This window comes from Nakamurella panacisegetis (assembly GCF_900104535.1).
Taxonomy (GTDB): Bacteria; Actinomycetota; Actinomycetes; order Mycobacteriales; family Nakamurellaceae; genus Nakamurella; species Nakamurella panacisegetis.
On the sequence record NZ_LT629710.1, the window covers coordinates 2,670,802 to 2,695,877 of the forward strand.

16 protein-coding genes and 1 pseudogene are annotated in these 25,076 nt (G+C 70.0%); 10 read left to right on the top strand and 7 right to left on the bottom strand.

Annotated elements, in window-relative coordinates:
* Positions 1-41 precede the first annotated feature (41 nt).
* From ssuE to BLS97_RS11810, 5 genes are read left to right on the top strand one after another with little or no spacing between them, the layout of a single operon-like run.
* Positions 42-1,184 (top strand): NADPH-dependent FMN reductase, encoded by a 1,143-nt coding sequence (ssuE, locus tag BLS97_RS11790; RefSeq protein WP_090476129.1) that lies wholly within the window; start codon positions 42-44, stop codon positions 1,182-1,184.
* Positions 1,181-3,208 carry an FAD/NAD(P)-binding protein gene (locus BLS97_RS11795; RefSeq protein WP_197676142.1) on the top strand — a complete coding sequence of 676 codons (2,028 nt, stop codon included), beginning with the start codon at positions 1,181-1,183 and terminating at the stop codon, positions 3,206-3,208. The genes ssuE and BLS97_RS11795 overlap by 4 nt, the downstream gene beginning before the upstream one ends.
* Positions 3,198-4,289 (top strand): LLM class flavin-dependent oxidoreductase, encoded by a 1,092-nt coding sequence (locus BLS97_RS11800; RefSeq protein WP_090476130.1) that lies wholly within the window; start codon positions 3,198-3,200, stop codon positions 4,287-4,289. Before BLS97_RS11795 ends, BLS97_RS11800 begins: the two co-directional genes overlap by 11 nt.
* A 20-nt stretch (positions 4,290-4,309) precedes the next feature.
* Positions 4,310-5,116 carry a DUF1684 domain-containing protein gene (locus BLS97_RS11805; protein WP_090476131.1) on the top strand — a complete coding sequence of 269 codons (807 nt, stop codon included), beginning with the start codon at positions 4,310-4,312 and terminating at the stop codon, positions 5,114-5,116.
* Entirely contained in the window at positions 5,113-5,664 is a 552-nt protein-coding gene (locus BLS97_RS11810) for an NAD(P)H-dependent oxidoreductase (RefSeq protein WP_090476132.1), read from the top strand. The genes BLS97_RS11805 and BLS97_RS11810 overlap by 4 nt, the downstream gene beginning before the upstream one ends.
* Here BLS97_RS11810 and BLS97_RS11815 read toward each other — a convergent pair.
* Positions 5,641-7,890, bottom strand: a complete 2,250-nt coding sequence (locus tag BLS97_RS11815) for a protein kinase domain-containing protein (RefSeq protein ID WP_172832264.1) — start codon at positions 7,888-7,890, stop codon at positions 5,641-5,643. The genes BLS97_RS11810 and BLS97_RS11815 overlap by 24 nt on opposite strands.
* 71 nt (positions 7,891-7,961) lie before the next feature.
* On the opposite strand from BLS97_RS11815, the gene BLS97_RS11820 reads away from it, so the two are divergent.
* Positions 7,962-8,963: an enoyl-CoA hydratase/isomerase family protein gene (locus BLS97_RS11820; protein WP_090476134.1), complete on the top strand. Its 1,002-nt coding sequence runs from the start codon at positions 7,962-7,964 to the stop codon at positions 8,961-8,963.
* A gap of 67 nt (positions 8,964-9,030) precedes the next feature.
* Positions 9,031-9,462: an SRPBCC family protein gene (locus BLS97_RS11825; RefSeq protein ID WP_090476135.1), complete on the top strand. Its 432-nt coding sequence runs from the start codon at positions 9,031-9,033 to the stop codon at positions 9,460-9,462.
* Between the two features lie 84 nt (positions 9,463-9,546).
* Here the strand turns inward: BLS97_RS11825 and BLS97_RS11830 are convergent, their stop codons facing one another.
* The 5 genes from BLS97_RS11830 to BLS97_RS11850 all read right to left on the bottom strand — a co-directional run bounded on the left by BLS97_RS11830 (position 9,547) and on the right by BLS97_RS11850 (position 16,853).
* Complete coding sequence (locus BLS97_RS11830; RefSeq protein ID WP_231988064.1) at positions 9,547-11,286, bottom strand: DEAD/DEAH box helicase; 1,740 nt, start codon at positions 11,284-11,286, stop codon at positions 9,547-9,549.
* Positions 11,287-11,557: 271 nt separating this feature from the next.
* The gene (locus BLS97_RS11835) at positions 11,558-13,594 is read right to left on the bottom strand and encodes an ABC transporter ATP-binding protein (RefSeq protein WP_090476136.1); all 2,037 of its coding nucleotides are present in this window, start codon (positions 13,592-13,594) and stop codon (positions 11,558-11,560) included.
* Positions 13,595-13,667: 73 nt separating this feature from the next.
* Positions 13,668-15,401 (bottom strand): ABC transporter ATP-binding protein, encoded by a 1,734-nt coding sequence (locus BLS97_RS11840; RefSeq protein ID WP_090476137.1) that lies wholly within the window; start codon positions 15,399-15,401, stop codon positions 13,668-13,670.
* Between the two features lie 49 nt (positions 15,402-15,450).
* On the bottom strand, positions 15,451-16,026 hold the full coding sequence (locus tag BLS97_RS11845; protein WP_090476138.1) for a TetR/AcrR family transcriptional regulator: 576 nt from the start codon (positions 16,024-16,026) through the stop codon (positions 15,451-15,453).
* Between the two features lie 401 nt (positions 16,027-16,427).
* Complete coding sequence (locus BLS97_RS11850; RefSeq protein ID WP_090476139.1) at positions 16,428-16,853, bottom strand: helix-turn-helix domain-containing protein; 426 nt, start codon at positions 16,851-16,853, stop codon at positions 16,428-16,430.
* A 178-nt stretch (positions 16,854-17,031) separates the two neighbouring features.
* Here BLS97_RS11850 and BLS97_RS11855 point away from each other — a divergent pair.
* Positions 17,032-21,854 (top strand): annotated as a pseudogene (locus tag BLS97_RS11855) (ATP-dependent helicase).
* Between the two features lie 128 nt (positions 21,855-21,982).
* Positions 21,983-22,873, top strand: coding sequence for an Fpg/Nei family DNA glycosylase (locus tag BLS97_RS11860; RefSeq protein WP_090476140.1), 891 nt, complete (start codon positions 21,983-21,985; stop codon positions 22,871-22,873).
* An 11-nt stretch (positions 22,874-22,884) separates the two neighbouring features.
* Here the strand turns inward: BLS97_RS11860 and BLS97_RS11865 are convergent, their stop codons facing one another.
* Positions 22,885-23,937 (bottom strand): tetratricopeptide repeat protein, encoded by a 1,053-nt coding sequence (locus BLS97_RS11865; protein ID WP_172832265.1) that lies wholly within the window; start codon positions 23,935-23,937, stop codon positions 22,885-22,887.
* 70 nt (positions 23,938-24,007) lie between these two features.
* Between BLS97_RS11865 and ligD the strand changes: the two genes are divergently transcribed.
* Complete coding sequence (gene ligD / locus BLS97_RS11870) at positions 24,008-25,075, top strand: non-homologous end-joining DNA ligase (RefSeq protein ID WP_090476142.1); 1,068 nt, start codon at positions 24,008-24,010, stop codon at positions 25,073-25,075.
* Position 25,076: the final 1 nt, after the last annotated feature.

A 25,076-nucleotide genomic window follows, 5' to 3' on the forward strand; every position in this document is an offset into this window, starting at 1 on the left:
CGACATCACCGCCAAGTCCAGACCGACCCATCAGGAGTGAGATGTCCAAGATCGTCACCATCGCGGGCAGCCCGTCCGCCATTTCGAGTTCGGACGCGCTGCTGTCCCACGTCACGCGTCGGATACTGCGCGCCGGACACCAGGTCACGCCGCTGGTGTTGCGGGACCTCCCGGCCGCTGCGTTGCTGGCTGCCGACGCGACGGATCCGGCCATTGCGGGCGCGGTCCAGGCCGTCGACGAAGCCGACGCCGTCGTCATCGTCTCGCCGGTCTACAAGGCGGCCTATTCCGGTCTGCTGAAGGTGTTTCTGGACCTGTTGCCGCAGTTCGGGTTTCGGGGGAAGTCGGTGCTGCCTCTGGTGACCGGCGGCACCCCGGCCCACGTTCTGGCCGTCGACTATGCGCTGCGCCCGGTACTCAACAGCCTCGGATCGGCCCACATCGGGCAGGGCTGGTTCGTCCTGGCCTCGCATTTGCGCGTGTTCCCGGATGGCGGTGTGCTGATCGACCCGGCGTCCGCCGTTCCGGTGGCCCAGGTCACCGACCACTTCCTGGCCGGTCTGACCCACCATGTTTCGGCGTCGTCCGTGCCGGTCGGTGCAGGGCGCGTCTCCCCGGTCCCGGGTGATCCTGACCTGACGGTGGCGCGGGTGAACGTCGGTGATCCGGAACTACAACCGCTGCTGGACGACCTGGTGATCGAGTACGGCACGCGGTACGGGGCAGTCACCCCGCACTCGCAGCTCACCGAGGTGCCGGTGACCGACTTCGACGCGCCACACGGCGTGTTCCTGGTGCTGACCCAGAACGGCGAGACCATCGCCGGCGGTGCGATCCGGCGCTACGACGACCAGACCGCGGAGGTCAAGCGGGTGTGGACCTCGTCCCGCCACCGTCGCCGAGGGGTGGCCCGGCGGTTGATGGCCGAGTTGGAGAAGGCTGCGGCCGACCTCGGCTACCGGCGGATCCACCTCACCACCGGCCCCCGCCAACCAGAGGCTCGCTCGCTGTACCTGGCTGCCGGATATCACCCGCGGTTCGACGTCAACGCCGACCCGGAGACGATCGGGCCGTTGGCCTTCGCCAAGGAACTGGTGCCCGGCGCCGGATTCACCGAGTGGGAGGAGCCGGCCTGGGATCGGCCCGGCGCGCGTCACGGGCGTCGAGTCGGGGTGTCCGGGTGACGGCGGGAGCACGGGTGCTGGTGTTCGTCGGGGGCGGTCCGAGGACAGTGTCGCTGCTGGAGCGCCTGGCCGCCAATGCCGGTTCGTTGTTGCCGGCCTCCGGTTTGGACATCCACATCGTGGATCCGTTCCCGGTCGGCGGCGGCCGCATCTGGCGGCGCAGTCAATCGCCTTTGCTGTGGATGAACTCGGTGGCCAAGGACGTCACCATGTTCACCGACGAGTCGGTGGAGTGCGAAGGGCCGATCGTGCCCGGACCGCCGCTGGACGAATGGGTGGCCGGGCCGGGGGGCGCCATTCTGGGCGACGCCGGCTTGGGCGAGGTGGCGGACACGTTCACTGCGAACGACTTCGCCAGCCGCGAGATGGCGTCCCTGTATCTGTCTTGGACCTTCGACCGGGTCGTCGCCTCCTTCCCCGATTCGGTGAACGTGACCACCCATCGACAACGAGCGGTCATCGTCGAAGATGTGGCCACCGACGATGCAACGCAACGGGTCCAACTCGAAGACGGCCGCGAACTCGTGGCTGATCTCGTCGTGCTGGCCCAGGGTTACCTCGATCGGCGACCCACCGCAGAGGAGACCGCGCTGACCGTGGCGGCCGAGGCCGGCGGCCTGGCCTATCTGCCTCCGGGTTACACGGCTGACATCGACCTCGCCGGCCTCCGCCCCGGCCAATCCGTGCTGGTTCGCGGATTCGGACTGGCCTTCGTCGATCTGATGGTGCTGGTGTTCCAGGGCCGGGGTGGTGAATTCGTCGAGCGAGGAGACGGCACCCTCGACTACCGCGCCGGCGGAGCAGAGCCGGTGCTGTACGTCGGCTCCCGCCGCGGAGTGCCGTACCACGCGAAGTTGGGCTACCGCCTGGAGTCATCCATGCCGATCCCTCCCACGTATTTCACGCCGGCCGCAGTGGCCGCTCTGGCCGAGGACGGGACGGCGAGTTTCGCCACCGAGATCTGGCCGCTGATCGTCAAGGAGCTCACGGCCGCCCACTACCGGCGGCTCTTCGCTGCCCACGCTGACCGAACGATCGGCTCCTGGGCGCGGTTCGAGAGCGAACTGGGCCGGCTCGATGCCAGTGGACCCGAGTTCGCCGCCATCGTCACGCACGCCGTTCCGGATCCGGCCGATCGGTTCGACATGGACCTGATCGACCGGCCGTTGCGCGGCCGCACATTCCACGACCGTGACGATCTCTCGGCGGCGCTGGTCGACTACGTACAGGGAGATCTGGCCCGGCGCACCGACCCGCGTCAATCGGCCGACCACGCCGTCTTCAATGCGCTGCTGACGGTGTACTTCGTCCTGGCCGGCGCCGTCGTGGCCGGCCGGATCAGCGCGCCGGATCGGGTGCGGTACCTGGAAGGCGAGTTCCACGGCCTGTTCTCCTTCCTGGCCAGCGGACCGCCCCCGCGCCGGCTGGCCGAGTTGTTGGCCCTGCACCGGGCCGGTCTTGTGCAGTTCGCAGGGCCGGATCTGTCAGTCACGGTGCGGGACGGCCGTTTCGTCGGTACCTCGCCGGCGGTGCCGGGTGAGATCGTCGCCGATGCTCTGGTCGATGCCCGACTGCCGAAGCCGGACGTGCGGGCCGCCTCCGATCCAGTGATCTCCGCCCTGCTGGCCGACGGTGAGCTGGCGGTGGAGGATCTCCGCGCCGACGATGGCACCGACCTCGGTGGCGGACAGTTACTGGCCGATGCCGGGTGTCACGCCGTACGGGCCGACCGGACGGTCCATCCGAGCCGATTCCTGTTGGGGCCCTCCGTTTCCGGCTCGGCCGGGTCGGCGGGATTCGCCCGCCCCGGATTCAACGGCGCCGGGTTCCGGCAGAACGATGCCGTGGCCCGCGAGATCCTTCAGCTCGCGGCAGCGGCTTCCCGTCCACATGTCAGCGGGTCCATCCGGCTACCCGAACCCGGTCGCTCGGCCCGTCCCGCGCCGGCCCGTCCGGCCAACCGAACTCCTTCTTCCCATCCGAATCCGCACCCGTCCAGAATCGAGATCAGTCATGCCCGTTGAATTCCTGGGGATTGCCGGTACCAATGACGCCAGCGAGGTGACCAGCCGCAGTGGTGGCAGCCTCGACCTCGACTACACCAGGCGCCTGGCCCGCGCCCACGAGGACAACGGCTGGGACCGTGTCCTTTTCGCGTATCACTCCGGCTCACCGGACCCGGCCGCCGTGGCCGCCTACGTGGCCGGCCAGACCGAGCGCATCAAGCTGGTACTGGCCCAGCGTCCCAATGTCTCCGTCCCGACCTACGCGGCGAAGACGTTCGCCACGCTCGACCACATTTCGCACGGTCGCTTCGAGGTGCACTTCATCACCGGCGGATCGACCGCCGACCAGGCCGCCGAGGGTGACCATCTGGACAAGGACTCGCGATACGACCGCACCCGGGAGTACATCCAGATCGTCAAACAAGCCTGGACCTCCACCGAGCGGTTCGACTTCGACGGGAAGTATTACCAGATCGAGGATTTCGTCTCCGACATCTTCCCGGTTCAGCAGCCCCGTCCCCGGGTCTCCTTCGGCGGGTCGTCGGCCGCTGCCTATGCCGTCGGAGCGGCCGAGTCCGATGTCTATGCGCTGTGGGGCGAGCCGCTGGCCGGAACCCGCGAGCAGATCGCCTCGATCGACGCCGCGGCGGCCGCGGCCGGGAAGGATCGCCCAACCCTGCAGGTCGCGTTCCGCCCGATCATCGCCCCCACCGAGGAATTGGCCTGGGCCAAGGCCGAGACGATCCTGGGCCGCATCAAGGACCACGCCGCCGGACGCCTGACCTTCCGGCGGTCCGGAACCCCGGAGAACGCGGGCTCGCAGAGGCTTCTGGCTGCTGTCGAGGCGGGTGAGCGGCACGATCGGGCGTTGTGGACGGCCCCGACCGGCCTGACCGGCGGTGGGGGTAACTCGACCGCGTTGGTCGGGACCCCGGAAACCGTGGCGGCCGCCCTGCTGGACTACTACGACCTCGGGGTACGGATCCTGTCGGCTCGCGGCTATGACATTCTCGATGACGCCATTGATTTCGGTCGCTACGTCATTCCGATCGTCCGCGATGAGGTGGCCCGCCGGGACGCCCGTTCCACCGCCGCCTGACCGCACCGAGGAGACCAAACATGAATTCAGCTGTGGAGCCGTACGAAACCAACTGGCAGGAATGGCATTCGGCCCGGGAGCGGGCGTTGGCGACGCCGCATGGCTGGCTGAGCCTGACCTCCTTTCACTGGCTGCCGGACGTACCGTCGGCCCTCGACGGTCTGCCCGGCCGTTTCCACTCCGCCCACGGGCACGCCGTGCTGCAGGCGTCGGCCGACGACGGCTACCGGGTCCGCGGCGAGGACGAGGATGTCCCGGTCGACGGTGTGGTCAAGGCGGAGGTGGCCGAGGCCGGCTCGCTCGAGTGGCTGACGCTCGGCGACGTCGCGATCGAACTCGCGCTGCGAGGCGGCCGCTACGCCGTCCGGACCCGTGATCCGCAGGCCCCGGCGCTTCGTGGGTTTGCCGGGGTCCCGACGTTTCCGCTCGACGAGGCGTGGCGGATCTCGGGCCATTTCGATCCGTTCACCGAACCGCGGACGATCCGGGTGAGCACCGCGCGGGCCGACCTCGTCCAGGACGTGGTCGGTGTCGGTACGGTGACCATCCGGCCGGGTGGAGCACCCGTAACCCTGATCGCCACGGCCGGCGCTGGCGGCACCCTGAACATCCCGTTCCACGACCTTACGAACGGTGCCATCACTGCCTCGTGGCGCACCGTCACCACCGCCGCACCGGATTCCGACGGGCGAGTGCAGGTCGACTTCAATCGTGCGGTCAACTTCCCGTTCGCGTTCTCCGACTTCGGCACCTGCCCGGCGCCGCCGGCCGGTAACGCGCTGTCGCTCGCGGTGACGGCCGGAGAGCGCAAGCCGGTGGCCCGATGACGTCCGTCGTCACCGTCGTCGGCAACCCGAAATCCGGGTCCCGCACCCTTGCCGCCGCCACTGCGCTCGCCGATGCCGTCGCCGCACTGGTCCCGGCGCCCTGCGGTCAGGTGATCGATCTGGCCGACATCGGCACCGGTCTGCTCGCTCCCTGGGCTCTGTCGCCGGAGGCGGCCGCCACCGTTGCGGCGGTGAGGGGAGCCGACATCCTGATCCTGGCCACCCCGACCTACAAGGCCTCGTTCACCGGGTTGCTCAAGCTGTTGCTCGACACACTGCCGGCCGGGTCGTTGGACCGTGCCGTGGTGTTACCGCTGACGATTTCGGCCGGCCCGGCCCACCGGCATCTGGCCGACTGGCAACTGCGTCCGGTGCTGGGCGAACTCGGCGCCGTGTTGGCCGCCCCGTCACTGTTGTTGTCGGAGAGCGAGTTCCCGAATCTGACCGGGGCAGTGGAGACCTACGTCAATGCCAATGCCCGGTTGATCCTCGCTGCGCTGGCTGCCCTTCGGGATGAATCGGTGTCACCGCGGACCCCAGATCGGTGACCCGCCCACGGTGCCGGCGTCGTCGGTGGCGAGTTCACGCGGCGTGGACGTGCCGGTCGCGTTCACGACGAAGATCTCCGCCTTCTTGGTGCCGTCCGGCCGTGTCGCGTCGTTCTTGTAGGCGATCTGCTTGCCGTCGGGCGACCAGACCGGACCCTGACCGACGGCGGCCAGAGTGCGGAGCCCCGTGCCGTCGGCGCCGACGACTGCGATGTGCGGATGCGTCGGGTCGCTCGCGTCGACCCGGCGGAACACCACCTGCTTTCCGTCCGGCGAGAAGTCGCAGTCCGCATCGTGACCGTCGGCCGGTGTGAGGGACCTCGGCTTCGACTTGCCGTCGGTGGCCTGGATGTAGAGGCCGCCGTCGCCGGCCCTGGCGCCGGTCGAACCCCAGTAGACGAGTTGGGTTCCGTCGGGCGAGAACGACAGATCATCGACCGTGCGGAGGTGGGTGTCCAGGGTGGTGACCAGCTTGCCGTCCAGAGTGACGATCTCCAGCAACGTCGGCCCGTCCGCCGTCGAGCAGTTGATCGCCAGCCTCTGTGGGTCGGCCTGGTCCCAGGCCGGTCGGCTGATCGACACACACGCGGTCGGCGTGGCGAACAACTGCCGATCTCCGTCGCCGTTGACAGCCGACGTGCGGATGGTGTTCCGGTCGCCGCTGGTACCGCCGCCCTGAAGGTAGATCAGGGAACCGCGTTGGGTCGAGATGAGCGGATTCTGCGGTGATTCGGCCGGCTTCCGGGTGATCGCCGGGCCGACCTTGCCGGTGGTCGCGTCGATTGGGTACAGCGCCCACTTGCCTTGGTACTGACGGGAAGCGACGATGACGCCGGGCCCCAGCGGCGTCGATCCGGACAGGCCGGCCACGGGTGGCGTGCTGGCGGCCACCGAGCTGGAGGAACTGCCCGACGACGCCCGGCTCGGGCCGCTGGACGCCGCCGAGCTCGACGAACCGCCTGACGACGCCGGAGTCGAGTGGCCGGACGGCCCGACCCCGGCGGTACCGGCGACCGGAGCAGGTTGCAGCATGACCACCCCGACAACCACCGCGGCCACCAGGGCGACGCCGCCGACGGCGAGCCAGGAACGGCGCCGGATCGTCCGAGTCCGGCTGATACCGGATGGCCCGGGGCCGGCCCGGTACGGCCCGTGGCCGAGCAGATGGGCCACGTCCGACGGCAGGCTGTCGGACGTCGAGTAGCCGGCGGACGGGCCGGTCGCGGATCCCGGCGGCGGGGTGCCGGGGTCGGACGGGCTGATCTGACGGGTGGGCGGATTGGCGGGGTGCCCGGGTCCGGGCATCAGGGACTGGGTCCGGTCCGGATCGGTGGGGTCGATCCGGACGGTCGACGTGCTGCCACGGGGGGCCGTGTTCAACGCCGCCCGGGCCGCGACGGCCAGCGCTTTGCCGGTCTGGTATCGGTCGTCGGGATCCAGGGCCAGGGCCTTCGACACCACCTCATCGAAGCCGGCGGGCAGGTCCGGCACCCGATCGCTCGGTACCGGCGGCGCGTTGTGCAGGCGGGCGTAGACCTTGGCCGCCAACGTCTCTCCCGGGAACGGGATGACCCCGGTCAGCAATTTGTAGAGGACGCAGCCCAGGGCGTACACGTCGCATCGACCGTCGAGTGGTTTGCCCTCGATCTGCTCCGGGGCGGCGTAGTCGAGGGTGGCCACCACGCCGCCGGCCGTGGTCAGTGCGGTGGCCTGGGCCTCGATCTCGTCCATCGCCTTGGCCACGCCGAAATCGGTGAGGTAGACCCGTTCGTCACCGTCGTCGGGATCCGCGGTGAGCAGGATGTTGGCCGGTTTCACGTCGCGGTGGACCACGCGGTGCCGGTGGGCGAAGTCGAGCGCGGACGCGACCCGCTCGACGATGTGGACGACACGGGCCGGGTCCAGCCCGTTCGGATGGCCGGCCAGGGCCTCCGAGGCGGTGGTGCCGTCGATGAATCGCATGCTGATCCACAGCTGCCCGCCGTCGGCGCCGCTGTCGTCGATCGAGACGATGTTCGGATGATCCAGGCGGGCCACCGTCTCGGCTTCCCGCCGGAAGCGGCTGACGAACGAGGTGTCGGCGCCGAGATCCGTGCGCAGCAGCTTCAGCGCGACGTGCCGGGGCAGCCGGGGATGCCGAGCCAGGTAGACGACGCCCATGCCGCCGGCGCCCAGTTCGCGCTCGATGGTGAAACCGGCAAAGACCTCGCCCGGTGCGAGCGACATGCTCGGCATTCTGCCAGCCCGGCCCACCCCGCGATGGCGTTTCCCGGCATCGTGGGAGATAACGTGCTGGCATGTCGGCCACCGCCCCGCACGTGCTCACCCGGACCGAGGGTCGCCTCGGGCATCTCACCCTGAACCGACCGGAGCGCATCAACGCGCTGAGCCCGGAGATGATCGGGCTGGCCTCGGACGCGCTGGCCGCGTGGCAGGACGACCCGGAGGTCGACGTGGTACTGATCGACGGCGCCGGCCCCCGCGGTCTGTGTGCCGGCGGCGACATCCGTGAGGTCTACAACGGGATGCACGGCCACGGGGTCGCGCCGGGCCGGTTCTGGGCCCGCGAGTACGAGATGAACGCCCTCATCGCCCACTACCGCAAACCGGTGGTCGCGTTCATGGACGGTCTGGTTCTCGGTGGAGGAGTGGGCATCTCGGCGCACGCGGGGATCCGCGTCGTGACCGAACGCTCCCAGGTCGCCATGCCGGAGACGGCGATCGGGTTGTCGCCGGACGTCGGGGCCCTGTATCTGCTGGCCCGGGCGCCAGGGGGCCTTGGCGTGCACTGCACGCTCACCGGTGCCCGCCTCGACGGGCCGGCCGCGATCCATGCCGGCCTGGCCGATCATCTCGTGGATTCCGCGGACCTGCCTGGCCTGGCGCTGTCCCTGCGGTCCGGGGTGGTGCCCGAGCTGCCCGCGCCCGCGCCCGGTACTCATCCCGGCTGGATGGACACGGCCTACGTCGCCGACACCGTCGAGGGGATCCTGGACAATCTGCGGCGGGATCGCGACCCGGCCGCCGGGCAGGCGGCCGACGTCATCGCCGCGATGTCCCCGACCGCCTTGAAGGTGGCCCTGGAGGCGGTGCGGCGCGCCCGGAACATGACGGTCGACGAGGTTCTGGGCCAGGATCTGCGGGTCTGCAGTCACTTCCTCTCTCACCCGGACTTCGCCGAGGGGATCAGGGCGCAGGTGATCGACAAGGACCGGAACCCGCAGTGGAGTCCGAAGGAGCTCGGTGCGGTCGACCGGGCCGCCGTGCTGGCCTTCTTCGAACCGGTAGCTGCCGTTTGACCCCGGGAGCAGTGGGTACACGCAACCGCAGAGCCACCCCGCAACCAGCCCAGAGGATGTCATCGCCATGGTCAGGGTCACGCGCACGTTCACGGTCTCGACGCCGATCGAGAAGGTCGTCGAGTACCTCTCCGATTTCGGCCATGCCGAGCAATGGGATCCAGGAACCAAGACCTGCAAGCGCGTCGACACCGGCCCCGTCCATGAGGGGTCGAGTTGGACGAACGTGTCGCAGTTCCGGGGCAAGGAGACCACCCTGGACTACCGGCTGCTGAAGCGGCAGCCACGCCGGCTGGTCTTCGAGGGACGCAACAAACGAGCTACGTCGACCGACGACATCAACCTCAGCCCGGTCGGCGGCGGAACGCTGATCACCTACGAGGCCAACATCGCCTTCCACGGCGTGCTCAGGCTCGTCGGGTGGGCGGTCCAGGGCGAGTTCAACCGGCTCGGCGACCGGACTGCCGAGCAGATGACGCGGGTGCTCAACGCCCTGTAGCGAGGTCCCGGAGACCGAACCACCCCTGACGCAGAACTGCCCCGCACGGTTGGGTGCGGGGCAGTTCTGGTCTGGGCGGTGAGATCAGCCGGCGAGCTCGACGATCGCCGGGTGACCCGGGCGCACGGCGGTGGTGGTGGCCGAGATACCGGCCAGCTTCATCAGCTTGCGGACGTCCTCGCCCTGCTCGGGGAGCATCACCGTGATGACGGTCCCGCCGGCACCGGCCCGGGCGGTGCGGCCCGAGCGGTGCAGGTAGGCCTTGTGCTCGGTCGGCGGGTCAAGGTGGACCACCAGCTCGACGTCGTCGACGTGGATGCCGCGGGCCGCGATGTCGGTGGCCACCAGCACCTTGGCCGAGCCGGTGGAGAACGCCGCCAGGTTGCGCTCACGCGCGTTCTGCGACAGGTTGCCGTGCAGATCGACCGCCGGGATGCCGTTCTTGGACAGCGCGGCCGCCCACTTCTTGGCGCCGAACTTGGTGCGGGTGAACAACATCCGCCGTCCGCCGCCCAGGGCGAGCTGACGGATGACCTCGTTGCGGTCGTCCTTGCTGACCGCGAACACGTGGTGCGTCATGGTCTCGACGTGCGAGGTGGCGTCATCGACGGCGTGCACGGCCGGATCGGTCAGGAAATCGTTGACCAGCACCGAGATCCCGTTGTCCAGGGTGGCCGAGAAGAGCAGGCGCTGGCCGTTCGGACGGGTGGCCCGCAGCAGCCGGCGGACGCCCGGCAGGAAACCGAGGTCGGCCATGTGGTCGGCCTCGTCCAGCACGGTGACGTCGACATCGCCCAGGTTGCAGACGCCTTGTTTGATCAGGTCCTCGAGACGGCCCGGGCAGGCGATCACGATGTCGACCCCGGCGCGCAACGCGGTGGTCTGCGGTCCGAAGCCGACGCCGCCGAAGATGGTGACCGTCTTCAGACCGGCCGCGGTGGCCAACGGTTCGATAGTGCGGGCGACCTGCAGGGCCAGCTCACGAGTGGGCAGCAGCACCAGACCGCGCGGGCGGTTCGGGGTGCGGCGACCACCGGTGAGGCGGGCGACCAGGGGCACCGCGAAGGCGATGGTCTTGCCCGAGCCGGTGCGGCCGCGTCCGAGGACGTCCCGCCCGGTCAGCGACACCGGAAGAGTGGCCGCCTGGATCGGGAACGGGGACAGCGCACCCAGGGCGGCGAGCGGCTTGATCAGCTTCTCCGGAACGCCCAACTCGGCGAACGTCACGTCGCTGACCGGAGCCGCGTCGGCCTTGATCGTCTTCGCGGCGGCGAACAGGGAGCCGGCGGTCACCGGTTCCGTGGCCGGCCGCTGGCTGGCGTGCGGGGTTCCGGCGGCGAAGGTGACCGGAGTGCGGTCGTCGACGGCGGCGTTGCGGCGTCCGCCGCGGCCGCGCGAGTTGACCTGTCCGCCCTGACGGGCCGGCCGCTGGCCGCCCTCGGTGCGGGCCGGACGCTCGCCGCGGGCGGGCCGCTCGGTGCGCGGCGCGTCACCGGTGCGGGCCGGGCGGGCCGAACGGTCACCACGGGCCGGACGGTCGGTGCGCGGAGCCTCGGAGCGGCCGCGACGGTCGCCGTCGGCGCTGCGCGGACGATCGGTGCCGGTGGCCGGGATGCTGGCCGCGAAGGCGCCGGTGGAGAACACGCTGCCGGTGCTCGCGCCGGCCGAGGTGCTCGAGTAGAACGGGGCCGAGCCGGCACCACGACGGTCGCCGCGAGGGGCGCCGGAGCGCGCCGCGCCGGCGCCGCCCGACCGGCGACCCGACGAGCCGCCGGAGCGGCCCTGGCCCGAGGTGGAACGGCCGGAAGTGTTGGGGGATGACATGTGCGTAGACGGTCCTTGCTGTGCCATGGGCACGGTGGCACGCGACCATGTTCCCGGGAGGGGGAGCCAGCGGCCGCGCTGATGGTTGGCCGTAATGCTGGCCAACCCGGCAATGCACCGGCGGACAAGAAGGCACCTTCATTGGTGCCCGCAGCAACGACCCGAGCGCACCGGTGGTGCGTCTCGACCTCTTCACACTACCTGCTGCTTCGGCCACGCCGCCGCACCCCCCACTGAGACGTGGCCCACGGGGTGATGCGGCGGCGCCGGATCAGCGTTGAACCGGCCCGGCCGGCGCCACTGGTTCCTCGTCGACCACGGCCCCGGCGAACTGGGCGTTGTAGAGCCGGAAGTAGGCGCCCTGCGCCTGCAGAAGCTGCTCGTGGGTGCCCTGCTCCACGATGCGGCCGGACTCCATGACGAGGATCAGGTCCGCGTCACGGATGGTCGAAAGCCGGTGCGCGATCACGAAACTCGTCCGGTCGGTGCGTAGAGCCGCCATCGCGTGCTGCACCAGCAGCTCGGTGCGGGTGTCGACCGACGAGGTCGCCTCGTCGAGGATCAGCAGGGACGGGTCGGCCAGGAACGCCCGGGCGATGGTCAGCAACTGCTTCTCGCCGGCGCTGACGTTGCTGCCCTCGGCGTCGATCACGGTGTCGTACCCGTCCGGCAGGGAATGTACGAACCGGTCGACGTAGGTCGCCCGCGCGGCATCCAGGATCTCCTCCTCGGTGGCCCCGGGCCGTCCGTAGGCGATGTTCTCCCGGATCGTGCCGCCGAACAGCCAGGTGTCCTGCAGCACCATGCCGATCCGGGACCGCAGGTCGCCGCGGGTCATCTCCCGGATGTCGACGCCATCGAGAGTGATTCGGCCGGAATCGATCTCGTAGAACCTCAGGATCAGGTTGACCAGCGTCGTCTTGCCCGCCCCGGTCGGGCCAACGATGGCCACCGTCTGCCCCGGCGCGGCGACCAGGGACAGATCCTCGATCAGCGGAGTGTCCGGCAGGTACCGGAACGACACGTGCTCGAACTCGACCCGACCCGCGGTCGAGGCGATCGGTACGGCCCGCTCCACCTCGGCGGTCTGCTCCTGCTCGTCCAGCAACTCGAAGACGCGTTCGGCCGAGGCCACCCCCGACTGCAGCACGTTCGCCATCGACGCCACCTGGGTCAGGGGCTGGGTGAACTGGCGGGAGTACTGGATGAACGCCTGCACGTCGCCGAGCGACATCGCGCCGCTGGCCACCCGCAGACCGCCCACCACCGCGACGGCCACGTAGGTCAGGTTCCCGATGAACATCATCGCCGGCATGATCAGGCCGGACACGAACTGCGCGCCGAACGAGGCGTTGTACAGCTCGTCGTTCTTGTCCTCGAACGTCTTCTCCACCTCGGGCTGCCGGCCGAACACCTTCACCAGGCTGTGACCGGTGAACGCCTCCTCGATCTGGCCGTTCAGGGCCCCCGTGTGTCGCCACTGGGCCACGAACAGCTTCTGCGACCGCTTCGCGATGACGGTGGTCACCACCAGGGACAGCGGGATGGCGACGACGGCGATCACCGCCAGCAACGGCGAGACGACGATCATCATGACCAGTACGCCGACCACGGTCAGCAGCGAGGTGAGCAGCTGACTCATGCTCTGCTGCAAGGACTGCGAGATGTTGTCGATGTCATTGGTGACGCGGCTCAACACTTCTCCACGCTGTTGCCGGTCGAAGTAGACCAGGGGCAGCCGGTTCAACTTGTCCTCGACGTCGCGGCGCAGCCGGAACACGGTGCGCTGCACCATCCCGTTGAGCAGGTAGCCCTGCAGCCAGGAGAAGACCGAGGCCGCGATGTACAGGCTGATGACCACCAGCAGCACGTGCCCGAGCGCGGTGAAATCGACGCCATGGCCCGGAACCACGTTCATCCCGGACAGCAGGTCGGCGAACGTGCCCTGCCCGCGGGCCCGGGCGGCGTCGATGGCCTGCTCCTTGGTCAGGCCCAGCGGCAGCTGCTTGCCGATGATGCCCGTGAAGATGGTGTCGGTGGCCTTGCCGAGGATCTTGGGGCCGATCACCGAGAACGTGACGCTGACCACGGCGAGCAGGAGAACCAATGCCACGCCCAGACTCTCCGGCTTCAACCGGCCGAACAGACGCTTGGCCGACGGCCCGAAGTTCAGTGACTTCTCGGCCGGCATGCCCATCCCGCCGAACGGTCCGCCTCCGCCGCCGGGGCCACGCCGCGGGGCGGCCTTGCGGATGATCTCGCGGTCCGCCTCGGACTGCGGGCCCTTTCCGGCCTGGGTCGTGGTCATGCCGCTACCTCGGCTTCCATGGTCGTCGCGACATTCGCTCCGCGCCTCGCTCGTTCCTCGCTCGTGTGCTCGCTCATGCCGCTACCTCGGCTTCCATCTGGGAGGTGACAATCTCCCGGTACGTCTCGCACGTTTCGAGCAGATCTTCGTGGCGGCCCCGCCCGACGATCCGGCCGTCCTCCAGCACGATGATCTGGTCCGCGTCGATGATGGTCGACACGCGCTGGGCCACGATGATCACGGTGGCGTCGGTGGTCTCGGGTTTCAGGGCCGCCCGCAACCGAGCGTCGGTGGCCAGGTCCAGCGCCGAGAACGAGTCGTCGAACAGATAGATCGACGGCTTCCGGACCAGGGCCCGGGCGATGGCCAGGCGCTGCCGCTGCCCGCCGGAGACGTTGGTGCCGCCCTGCGCGATCCTCGAGTCGAGGCCGTCCGGCATCTTCTCCACAAAGTCACGGGCCTGGGCGATCTCCAGTGCGTGCCACAGGTCGGCGTCGGTCGCGTCCGGATTTCCGTAGCGCAGGTTGCTGGCCACCGTGCCGGAGAACAGGTACGGCTTCTGCGGCACCAGACCGATCCGCTCCCAGAGGGTTTGCGGAGCCAGCTCGCGGAGGTCGACCCCGTCCATCCGCACCACGCCGCCGGTCACATCGAACAGCCGTGGGATCAGCGATATCAGCGTCGTCTTGCCCGCACCGGTCGACCCGATGACGGCCGTCGTCCGTCCCGGTTCGGCCCGGAACGTCAGGTCACGCAGGACGGGCTCGGTCGCCCCCGGGTAGCCGAACTCCACGTGATCGAATTCCAGCGCCCCGGTGCGCTGGGCCGGCATCGTCGGCGAAAGCGGTGGTACCACCGAACTGTCCGTGTCGAGCACCTCGGTGATCCGTTCCGCACAGACGGCGGCGCGGGGCACCATGACCGCCATGAAGGTCGCCATCATCACCGACATCAGGATCTGGATGAGATAGCTCAGGAACGCCGTCAACTGTCCGACCTGGATCTGCCCGGAGTCGACGCGATGGCCGCCGAACCACAGCACCCCGACCGACGAGACGTTCATGACGAGCATGACGGTCGGGAACATCAGGGCCATCAACCGACCGGCTCGCATGGCCGTCTGCGTGACGGCGGTGTTGGCGTCGGCGAATCGCGCCTTCTCCTGCGGCTCACGGACGAACGCGCGAACGACCCGGATCCCGGAGATCTGCTCCCGCAGGACCCGGTTGATCGTGTCGATACGGGACTGCATCTTGCGGAACTGGGGCACCATCCGGATGACGATCGCGCCGATGGCCAGGACCAGGACCGGCACCGCGACCAGCAGCAGCCACGACAGCCCGACGTCCTCGGACAGCGCCATGATGATGCCGCCGACGCACATGATCGGTGCGGCCACGAGCAGCGTGCAACTCATCAGCACCAGCATCTGTACCTGCTGCACGTCGTTGGTGGTGCGGGTGATCAGCGAGGGAGCGCCGAACTGGTTCACCTCGCGATCGGAGAACTGGCCGACGCGGTGGAACAGCCCGGATCGCACATCGCGACCGAATCCCATGGCCGCGCGTGCGCCGAAATACACGGCGGCGACCGAGCACACGATCTGCAGCACCGTCACCGCCAGCATGTAGCTGCCGGCCGTGAAGATGTAGTGGGTGTCGCCCTTGGCCACTCCGTTGTCGATGATGTCGGCGTTGAGTCGCGGCAGGTACAGGGAGGCGATCGTGCCGATCAGCTGGAAGATGACGACCATGGTCAGCGGCATTCGGTAGACGCTCAGGTAGTGACGAAGCAATCGGATGAGCATGTGCGGTCCCGGTGGTGGAAGGGCTGGGGGGTGAGGTTCGGTCGCGGGTCTAGATCGGGTGGTGGGCCAGGAGTCCGTCCAACAGCAGGTCGACCACCTCGTCCGGTTTGAGTGGACTGTCGTCGGTGATCCGGGGATGGGTGCAGGCGAAGGTGACCAGCCGCAGCAGCCGGGCGGCCTGGGCCGACTCGACCCGGAGTTGGTCGCGGTCCGGTTCCAGCAGGCGGGACAGGGCGTCCTGCAGCAGGTCGTTGAGATGACTGGGCGGCAGGGCCTCCCGGAACCGCGGGTTCTGGTCGGGTGGGCCCATCATCCGCAGGGCGGACATCAGTTCCCACACCGAGTCGAGGCGACGGGCGATGATCTCGACGGCGGCCCGCATCCGTTCGCGCAACGGCAAGGTGAGGTCGATCCGGTCCATCTCCAGCAGGGCCGGTCTCGGATCGAACACCTGCTGGACGGCGGCCACCAGAAGGGCCTCCTTGTCCGGGAACACCCGGAACAGGGTGCCTTCGGCGATCCCGGCCCGTTCGGCGATCTGCTTGGTCGTCACATCGGCGCCATGGGTGCGGAGCAGGGGGAGGGCCGCATCGATGATGGCGGCCCGGCGCTGCTCCGGAGGCATGGGCGCGGCTCGTGTGCCGGGGGTTCTCACGGCGCCCAACTTAACTGAGTGAGTGCTCACTCACAAGTGAATTTCTCGGTTCCGGTTCGGCCCGAAGCGAAAAGAGTCCGGGTTCGTGCCGCAACTCGGCCCGGTTGCCGAACGTCTCGTCATCACCGAAGTTGGCCGAAAGGGAGACGGCGATGAACCGATGCGTTGCGGGCAGGGCCCGACACGAGATCGACCACCTGGTGCTGATCGTCCTCGCGTCCTGCCTCGGGGGTTGCTAACCGTGCCGTTCCACGCTCACCCGTCGGGCCGTGCCGGTTACACCGAGCCGGATGCCGAATCCGAGTACCCGTCGCCGACCGGTGTGCTCCGGCTGATGACCGTCTTGGAGGCGATCGCCGGACCGGCTGGGGTCAGGCCGGCGTGGCCGGCAGGTTCTCCAGCCGCCGCAACTGATCGATGATGCCCAGCACGTTCTCGACGCTGGCCGGTGACAGGCCCTGAGCGTGCAGGGCGAGCCGGCGGGCGCCGGTGTCGCGCAGTGCGGTGAGCAACTGGAGGTCGTCGTCGATGACGGACCGGCGCCCGGGATCGAAGAAGTACTCCATCGGCACGCCGAACAGATCGGCCAGGGCCGCGAGATGACGCGCCGACGGGTTGAGCCGCTTCCCGTTGCGGAGCTGGCTCAGGTAGGCCGACGACATCGTCAGTCCGGTCCGGGCGATCTCCAGCGAGGCCGTCTCGTTGTTCCACCGCGGCTGGCCCTGCGCTGTTCGCACCGAGGTGAACAGGTGGTTGAGCTGCTCGGCCAGATCGGGGAGGCCGGGATCGTTCGGCATCGTCAAGGCTCCTGATCTCGCGGGCCCCCGTCGACACGCACCAACGCCAGCGTCACTATGGCACGCACGGCGCCGACGCGGGAGCCCCACCAGCCCGACCGAACGGGCTCGTCGATGGCCGGTCGATCGGGGACCGGCCTCCGCGCGGCTGTCGGTGAGTCTGGGCACAATGACTCCCATGAGCGGCAAGCGGAAGTCGGCGGCGTCGGACGGCGCGTCCGCGCGCCCGGCCGCCGCGTCGCTCGACCGCTTCTCGCCGCTGGTCCGCGACTGGTTCCGGGCCAGCTTCGCGGAGCCGACGCCGGCCCAGGCCGGCGCCTGGGACGCCATCGGCCGAGGCGAGAACACGCTGGTCGTGGCGCCGACCGGGTCGGGCAAGACCCTGGCCGCGTTCCTGTCGGCCATCGACACATTGGTCACAGCGCCGCCGGCCGCGGCCGGGGCGCGCAAGTGCACCGTCCTGTACCTGTCGCCCTTGAAGGCCCTGGCGGTGGACGTGGAACGCAACCTGCGCTCGCCGTTGATCGGGATCGGGTCCCTGGCCGCGCGCAACGGGGTCGCGGTGCCCGAGATATCGGTTGCCGTCCGGTCGGGAGACACGCCGTCGGGTGATCGCCGCGCCTTCGCCAAGGATGGCGCGGACATCCTGATCACCACCCCGGAATCGCTGTTCCTGCTGCTGACCAGCCGGGCCCGGGAGATGCTGACCGGGGTCACCACCGTGATCCTGGACGAGGTGCACGCCGTGGCCGGGACCAAACGCGGCGCCCATCTGGCCGTCTCGCTCGATCGGCTGGACGCCCTGCTCGACCGCCCGGCCCAGCGGATCGGGCTCTCGGCCACGGTCCGCCCCATCGAGGAGGTCGGGCGCTTCCTCACCGGCGGGAGACCCGTCACCTTCGTCCGGCCGGTGTCGACGAAGCAGGTCATCGTGGACGTGGTGGTGCCCGTTCCGGACATGTCCACCCTCGGCGAACCGACCGGTGACCTGTCCGGTGCCGCGGCCGGCGAGCCGCCGCGATCGTCGATCTGGCCGCATGTCGAGGAGGCCGTGGTCGACCTCATCGAGTCCCACCACTCGACCATCGTCTTCGCGAACTCGAGACGCCTGGCCGAACGTCTGACGGCGCGTCTGAACGAGATCCACGCCGAACGTCACCCGTCGGAGCAGGTTGTCGCGGACGTTCCGCAAGGCCCTCCGGCGCAGGTCATGGCCCAGTCGGGGGCGTCCGCCGGCGCCCCGGCGGTCCTGGCCCGCGCTCACCACGGATCGGTCTCGCGGGAGCAGCGGGCGCTGATCGAGGATCAGCTCAAGACGGGGGTGCTACCCGCCGTGGTGGCCACCTCCTCGCTCGAACTCGGGGTGGACATGGGGGCGGTCGATCTGGTGATCCAGGTCGAGTCGCCGCCTTCGGTGGCCAGCGGGCTGCAACGCATCGGCCGAGCCGGTCACCAGGTCGGCGCGCCCAGTCACGGGGTGATGTTCCCTAAGTACCGAGGGGACCTGATCTCGTCGGCCGTGGTGGCGTCGAGGATGAAGTCGGGGTCGATCGAAGCGCTGCGGGTGCTGTCGAATCCGCTCGACATCGCGGCGCAGCAGATCGTGGCGATCTGCGCGATGGACAGCATCACCGTCGACGGCCTGCACGAACTACTGCGCCGGTCGGCCCCGTTCGCCGCGCTGGGCCGCGGGGCACTGGAGGCCGTGCTGGACATGCTGTCCGGTCGCTACCCGAGCGAGCAGTTCGCCGAACTCCGCCCGCGGCTGACCTGGGACCGGGTCACCGGCGAGCTGACCGGCCGTCCGGGGGCCCAACGGCTCGCCGTCACCTCCGGCGGGACCATCCCGGATCGGGGAATGTTCGGGGTCTTCCTCGCGTCCGGTGAAGGACCAGGGCGGCGGGTCGGTGAACTCGACGAGGAGATGGTCTACGAGTCCCGCGTCGGAGACGTGTTCGCCCTCGGCTCCAGCAGCTGGCGGATCATGGAGATCACCCACGACAAGGTCCTGGTGCTGCCGGCGCCGGGAGTCCCTGGCCGGTTGCCGTTCTGGAAGGGCGACAGCCTGGGCCGCCCGGCCGAACTCGGCCGGGCCCACGGTGAATTCGTCCGGGAGATCAGCTCTGCGCCGGTCGATGCCGCGTCCGCGCGATTGGCGTCCGACGGCCTCGATGCCTTCGCCTCCGCCAACCTGATCGCCTATCTGGCCGATCAGCGGGAGGCCGTCGGGTTGGTGCCGGACGAGAGAACCATTGTGGTGGAACGGTTCCGGGACGAGCTGGGCGACTGGCGGCTGGTCGTGCACTCGCCGTACGGCGCCGCCGTCCACGCCCCGTGGGCGTTGGTCGTTGCCGCCCGGATGCGGGAACGGTTCGGGGTCGACGTGCAGGCCATGCACGCCGACGACGGCATCGTGCTGCGGCTGCCGGACGTCGAGTACGAGGGTGACGGCCCGGACATCCTGGACATGATCGCCCTGGACGCCGAGACCCTGGAGGCGGAGGTCACCTCGGAGATCGGCGGATCCGCGGTGTTCGCGTCCCGGTTCCGGGAGTGCGCGGCGCGGGCGTTGTTGTTGCCGCGCCGGCAGATCGGTAAGCGACAGCCACTCTGGCAGCAACGTCAGCGGGCCAGCCAACTGCTCGAGGTGGCCGCGCAGTACCCGACGTTCCCGATCGTCGCCGAGGCGGTCCGTGAATGTCTGTCGGACGTGTTCGACGTGCCGGCGCTGGTGTCCCTGATGCGCGACATCGCCGCCCGCTCGGTGAAAGTCGTCGAGGTGACGACCTTGTCGCCGTCGCCATTCGCCCGATCGTTGCTGTTCGGTTATGTCGCGCAATTCCTGTACGAAGGGGATTCCCCGCTGGCCGAGCGGCGGGCCGCCGCCCTGACCGTCGATCCGGCCCTGCTGGCCGAACTGCTCGGCGGCGGCGACGGCCTGTCCCTGCGGGACCTGCTCGATCCGCAGGCGGTGCTCACCACCGAGGCCGACCTGCAGCGCCTGAGTGAGAACCGGCGAGCCCGGACCGTGGACGAGATCGCTGACCTGCTCAGGATTCTCGGTCCTCTGACCGGGGACGAGGTGGCGGCCAGATCGAAGGACGTTGACGCGGCAGCCGCGTTGGAGCAGTTGGAGGCCTCGCGCCGGGCGGTGGTGGTTCGGGTGGCCGGCGTGCCGCGCTGGGCCGACCCGGCCGACGCGCCGCTGCTCCGGGATGCGCTGGGCGTCGCTCTGCCGCCGGGGATCGCCCCGTCACTCCTGGAGGCGGTCCCCGATCCGTTGGGGCGCTTGCTCGGTCGATTCGCGCGGACCCGCGGGCCGTTCGTTGCGCACGAGCCGGCCGGGGTGTTCGGGCTCGGCGTGGCGGTCGTCACCGACGCGCTGCGTCGACTGGCCGGGTCGGGCCGGGTGGCCGAGGGGGAATTCCGGCCGCTAGGGGCGCCCGGTGGCGAGCCGGCGGCCGACGGAACCCGGGAGTTCGTCGACGCCGAGGTGCTCCGGCTGCTGCGCCGCCGATCGCTGGCCGCGTTGCGGGCCGAGGTCGAGCCGGTGCCGGCCGAGGCGCTCGGCCGCTTCCTCCCGGCCTGGAACGGCATCGCCGCCCCGACCGCCGCGAAGGCCCAGCCGGCCAACGGATTCTCCCGCACCGGGACGTACGCGGCCGAGCCCACCCGGGGGCGGACGCCGAGCGGAATCGACGCCTTGCTCCGGGCGGTCGAGCAGTTGGCCGGGGCCATTCTGCCGGCCTCGGCGGTGGAGACTCTGGTCCTTCCGGCCCGGGTCCGGGGGTACGCGCCGGCCATGCTGGACGAACTGACCTCGTCCGGCGAGGTGCTCTGGACCGGGCACGGCGCCCTCGGTGGCGACGACGGCTGGATATCGCTGCACCTGGCCGACTCGGCCCCGTTGACCATGCCGATCCCCGACGAGCAACTGCTCGGTGGTCTCTCAGCGCCCGACGGTGAGCCTGGTGGCCTGTTGCACCGGGCGGTGCTGGACGTGTTGTCCCGCGGTGGGGCGTTCTTCTTCCGGGCCCTGACCGACGCCGTGACGCAGGAGACCGGGGCTGCGCATTCAGACGACGTCCTGGCCGATGTGTTGTGGGATCTGGTGTTCGCCGGTCTGGTCACCGGCGACACCCTGGCCCCGTTGCGCGCCCGGCTCACCGGCGGGCGGACCACGCACAAGGCGAAGCCACCGGTCCCGCGGCTGCGGCAGCGCGGAACCTCGGGTCTGGCCCTGCTGTCGGCGGGGCGGCAGACCCGGGTCGGGCCGGCGGTGCGGCGGGGCGGTCCGCCGGCCGTGGCCGGCCGGTGGTCGCTGGTGCCGGACGTGGAGATCGACCCGACGGTGCGCGCCCACGCGGCCGCGGAAGTGTTGCTCGACCGCTACGGGATCGTCACCCGGGGGCGGTGGTGGCCGAGGGCACGCCGGGCGGGTTCGCGGCCGTGTATCGGGTGATGTCCGTGTTCGAGGAGGCCGGACGGGTTCGGCGCGGGTACTTCGTCGAAGGTTTGGGCGCGGCGCAGTTCGCGACGGCCGGAGCGGTGGACCGCGTCCGCGCGTTCGTCAGTACCGATGCCGACCGGATCCCGGGCGGCGGGTTGGTGCTCGCCGCCGCCGACCCGGCCAACCCGTACGGGGCGGCGTTGCCCTGGCCGGAGCGAGGGGCCGACCGCCAGGTCGAGGATCGGCATCGTCCGGCCCGGCGGGCCGGTGCGCTGGTGGTGCTGGTCGACGGCCTACCGGTGCTGTACGCCGAACGCGGCGGACGGACCCTGATCTCCTTCACCGATGTTCCCGGGGACCTGCACGAGGCGGCGCGGGCGCTGGCCGAGAAGGTCACCGGCGGGGCCGTCGGCTCGTTGACGGTGACCCGCATCGACGGCGTGGATGCGTTGGTCAGCTCCGGCGTGACGGTCGAAGCATTGCTGGCCAACGGGTTTGCCCTGACTCCTCAGGGGTTGCGGCTTCGTTCGGCCAGTGGTCGTCGTGCCTGAGCCGACGGTGCCTGAGCCGATCGTGTCTGAACCGAGCGGACCGGAGCCCGCCGTGTCTGAACCGAGCGGACCGGAGCCCGCCGTGTCTGAACCGACCGGGCCGGAGCCGACGGGACCGGGGGAGCCCCATGCCCGAGGGTGACACCGTGCTGCGGACGGCTCGGCGGCTCGATGCCGCGCTGGCCGGCCGGACGCTGGTCCGGGCCGAACTGCGGTGGCCCACGCTGGGCGACGTGGACCTGGCCGGCCGCACCGTGTCACAGGTGACGGCATACGGCAAGCAGATCCTGACCCGTTTCGCCGACGACGGCCGGACATCGTTGACGCTGCGGTCGCATCTGCGGATGGAGGGGCAGTGGTCGATCGTTCCCGCCGGGCCGCAGCATTGGCCGGCCGCCGGCGGGGTGCGGGTGCGGGCCGTGCTGGCCAACCTGGAATGGACGGCCATCGGTACCTGGCTGGGGCTGCTCGATCTGGTGCCCACCGACGACGAGTCGAGCCTGATCGGGCATCTCGGGCCGGACATCATGGTCGACGCGTTCCCCTCGAGTGGTCGGGCGGAGGCGGTGGTCCGACTGTTGCGACGTCCCGATCGGACCGTCGGGTCGGCCCTGCTGGATCAGACGAACGTTGCCGGGATCGGCACCATGTACATGGCGGAAACCCTCTTTCTGCAGGGGATCTCGCCCTGGACGCCGGTCGCGGAGGTCGATGTGCCGGCGGCGTTGGACGTCGCGCGCAAGCTGCTGCTGCGCGGGGTCACGACGGCCGTGCCGTCCACCACCGGTATCCCACGGGCCGGCCAGAACACCTTCGTGCACGGACGTTCGGGCAAGCCGTGCCGCCGCTGCGGCGCCATCGTCCGCGTGGCCATGGTCGGGGACCCGACAAAAGAGCGCACGGCGTTCTACTGTCCCGTGTGCCAACCGGGGCCGGCTCCGACCGACGGCGGCCGCGCGCGCCGTCCGCTGGGCTCCAACCCGTCCCGGCCAGCCACCGGCTATCGCCGAGATCGGTGAGGGTGCGGCCGTCACCGGGCCCGAGCGGACTTCCTCCGCAGTTGTGACACCCGAGTCCAGCTGACCACCGTGGCCAGCAGCAGAAGTACGCTGACTGCGATCACGAGTGCCTCGTCGGCCGATCCCGTGGCGAACGCGGCGGCCAGCAGGCAGACCAGAGACAGCGCGTGCGAAACCATGGCGACGGTCAACATCCGGTCCGAACGGATGGCGACCAGCAGGAACGCGAATCCACTCGGTCGCTTGCGAAGTTGGTAGGCCCAGGCGCCGAGGGTGGCCAGCACCGCGAGCGGCCCGACGACGTGGGCCAGGGTGGCCGTGGAATCGGTCGCACCGAGCAGGGTGAGGCGGCCCAGCACCAAGAACGAGAGCCACAGCATCAGGTGAGCGATCCGGAAGGCATTCCAGGCCGCGGCCTGCAGGTTGTGCCGTGCCACCCGATCCGTCGGGTCGGCCCGCACCGCGGCCGCGAACCCGGCCGCAGCGCTGGCCGACCGCCCCTTGGCGATGTCGATCCGGGCCAGTTCGTTGGAGACGGCCGCATCCGCGGGATTCAGCGCCGCGGCCTGTCCGAGCGCGGCTGCGGCCTCGTCGTACCGTCGCAACTCGATCAACGTGCTGCCCAGCACCCGATGGGCCACCGCGTCGTTGGGGGCCAGGAACACGGCCTGCCGGGCCAGGTGCTCCGTCCGGGGTGACACCCGGTGGCCCTGAAGGTCCAGTGCCGCCCCGATCCGGTACGGCTCCGAACGCTGCGGGGCCAGCCGGATGGCGGTGTCGATCGCCTGCACCGATGCCCCGGCGTCCTTCCGGCCCCCCTGCACCACGGCCATCAGGAGATGCGCGTACGGCTGGTCCGGGGCAACGGTGACGAGGCGGACGGCGCAAGCCAGGGCGGCGTCGTACTCGTTCAGGTCGACGTGCGCCCACCCGGCCAGCCGGAGGGCGATCGGGTCATCCGGATTCCGCGCCAGGTGGGGAGCGAGCAGGGCGAGAGCCTGGGCGCTACGGCCGGAGTCCTTGAGCAGCGCCGCGCGGTGCAGAACCCCGTCCGAATCATCCATGGCTCCCACCCTGCCAGACTGACCGGTGCGAAAACGGGCCGTTGTCGGGCCGGCCCGGTACGTTCCTGCCATGGCACGAGCGACCACCCCCGCAGTTGAGCTCGACGTTGCCGGCCGCTCGGTGCGGATCAGCAACCCCGGCAAGATCTACTTCGCCGACGTCGGATTGACGAAACTCGATGTGGTGCAGTACTTCCTTGCGGTCGGGGACGGCATCATGCGCGCGCTGAAGGACCGCCCGACCACCCTCGAACGGTGGCCGAGCGGATACTTCGACGGTGCCAAGCTGTCGACCAGGGCAGACAACCGCGGTGACGCCTTCTACTCCAAACGTGTGCCGCAGGGTGCGCCGGACTGGGTGGAGTCGGTCTCGATCACCTTCCCCAGCGGCCGGCCGGCCGATGAGGTCTGCCCGGCCGAGTTGGCCGTCGTCGCCTGGGCGGCCAATCTCGGCACCCTGCGGTTCCACCCGTGGCCGGTCACCTCGGCCGACGTCGACCGTCCGGATCAACTCCGGATCGACCTGGACCCGCAGCCGGGGACGGACTTTCGCCATGCCGCGGAGGTTGCTCCGACGCTGCGCGCGATCCTGCAGGAGCTCGGGCTGGACGGCTTCCCGAAGACTTCAGGGGGGCGGGGCCTGCACGTCTACGTGCCGATCCGGCCCACGGCGACGTTCGTCGAGGCCCGCCGGGCGGTGATCGCGTTGGGTCGCGAGCTCGAGCGCCGGCTGCCCGATCAGGTGACCACCAGCTGGTGGAAGGAGGAACGGGGTGAGCGGATCTTCGTCGACTTCAACCAGATGGCCCGGGATCGCACCATGGCCAGCGCCTACTCGGTGCGGCCGAACGCCCGGGCCACCGTCTCGGCCCCGCTCACCTGGGACGAAGTGCCCGACGCCCGCCCCGAGGACTTCGACGTGCTGACCATGCCCGCGCGGTTCGCCGAGGTGGGGGATCGGCACGCCGGTCTGGACAGCATCCGCTACGACATCGCACCGCTGCTCGAGATGTCGGCCCGCGACGAGCGCGACCGCGGGCTCGGCGACCTGCCCTACCCGCCCGAGTATCCCAAGATGCCCGGGGAGCCCAAGCGGGTGCAGCCGAGCCGGGACACCGATCGCCCCCGCGAGGCCTGAA

Bases quoted from the DNA above. Each gene is read 5' to 3' on its own strand.
- BLS97_RS11835 (WP_090476136.1), bottom strand. From the start codon at position 13,594: ATGACCACGACCCAGGCCGGAAAGGGCCCGCAGTCCGAGGCGGACCGC.
- BLS97_RS11850 (WP_090476139.1), bottom strand. From the start codon at position 16,853: ATGCCGAACGATCCCGGCCTCCCCGATCTGGCCGAGCAGCTCAACCAC.
- BLS97_RS11865 (WP_172832265.1), bottom strand. From the start codon at position 23,937: ATGGATGATTCGGACGGGGTTCTGCACCGCGCGGCGCTGCTCAAGGAC.
- BLS97_RS11845 (WP_090476138.1), bottom strand. From the start codon at position 16,026: ATGCCTCCGGAGCAGCGCCGGGCCGCCATCATCGATGCGGCCCTCCCC.
- BLS97_RS11810 (WP_090476132.1), top strand. From the start codon at position 5,113: ATGACGTCCGTCGTCACCGTCGTCGGCAACCCGAAATCCGGGTCCCGC.
- BLS97_RS11815 (WP_172832264.1), bottom strand. From the start codon at position 7,890: ATGTCGCTCGCACCGGGCGAGGTCTTTGCCGGTTTCACCATCGAGCGC.
- BLS97_RS11860 (WP_090476140.1), top strand. From the start codon at position 21,983: ATGCCCGAGGGTGACACCGTGCTGCGGACGGCTCGGCGGCTCGATGCC.
- BLS97_RS11820 (WP_090476134.1), top strand. From the start codon at position 7,962: ATGTCGGCCACCGCCCCGCACGTGCTCACCCGGACCGAGGGTCGCCTC.
- ligD (WP_090476142.1), top strand. From the start codon at position 24,008: ATGGCACGAGCGACCACCCCCGCAGTTGAGCTCGACGTTGCCGGCCGC.
- BLS97_RS11825 (WP_090476135.1), top strand. From the start codon at position 9,031: ATGGTCAGGGTCACGCGCACGTTCACGGTCTCGACGCCGATCGAGAAG.
- BLS97_RS11800 (WP_090476130.1), top strand. From the start codon at position 3,198: ATGCCCGTTGAATTCCTGGGGATTGCCGGTACCAATGACGCCAGCGAG.
- ssuE (WP_090476129.1), top strand. From the start codon at position 42: ATGTCCAAGATCGTCACCATCGCGGGCAGCCCGTCCGCCATTTCGAGT.
- BLS97_RS11830 (WP_231988064.1), bottom strand. From the start codon at position 11,286: ATGTCATCCCCCAACACTTCCGGCCGTTCCACCTCGGGCCAGGGCCGC.
- BLS97_RS11840 (WP_090476137.1), bottom strand. From the start codon at position 15,401: ATGCTCATCCGATTGCTTCGTCACTACCTGAGCGTCTACCGAATGCCG.
- BLS97_RS11805 (WP_090476131.1), top strand. From the start codon at position 4,310: ATGAATTCAGCTGTGGAGCCGTACGAAACCAACTGGCAGGAATGGCAT.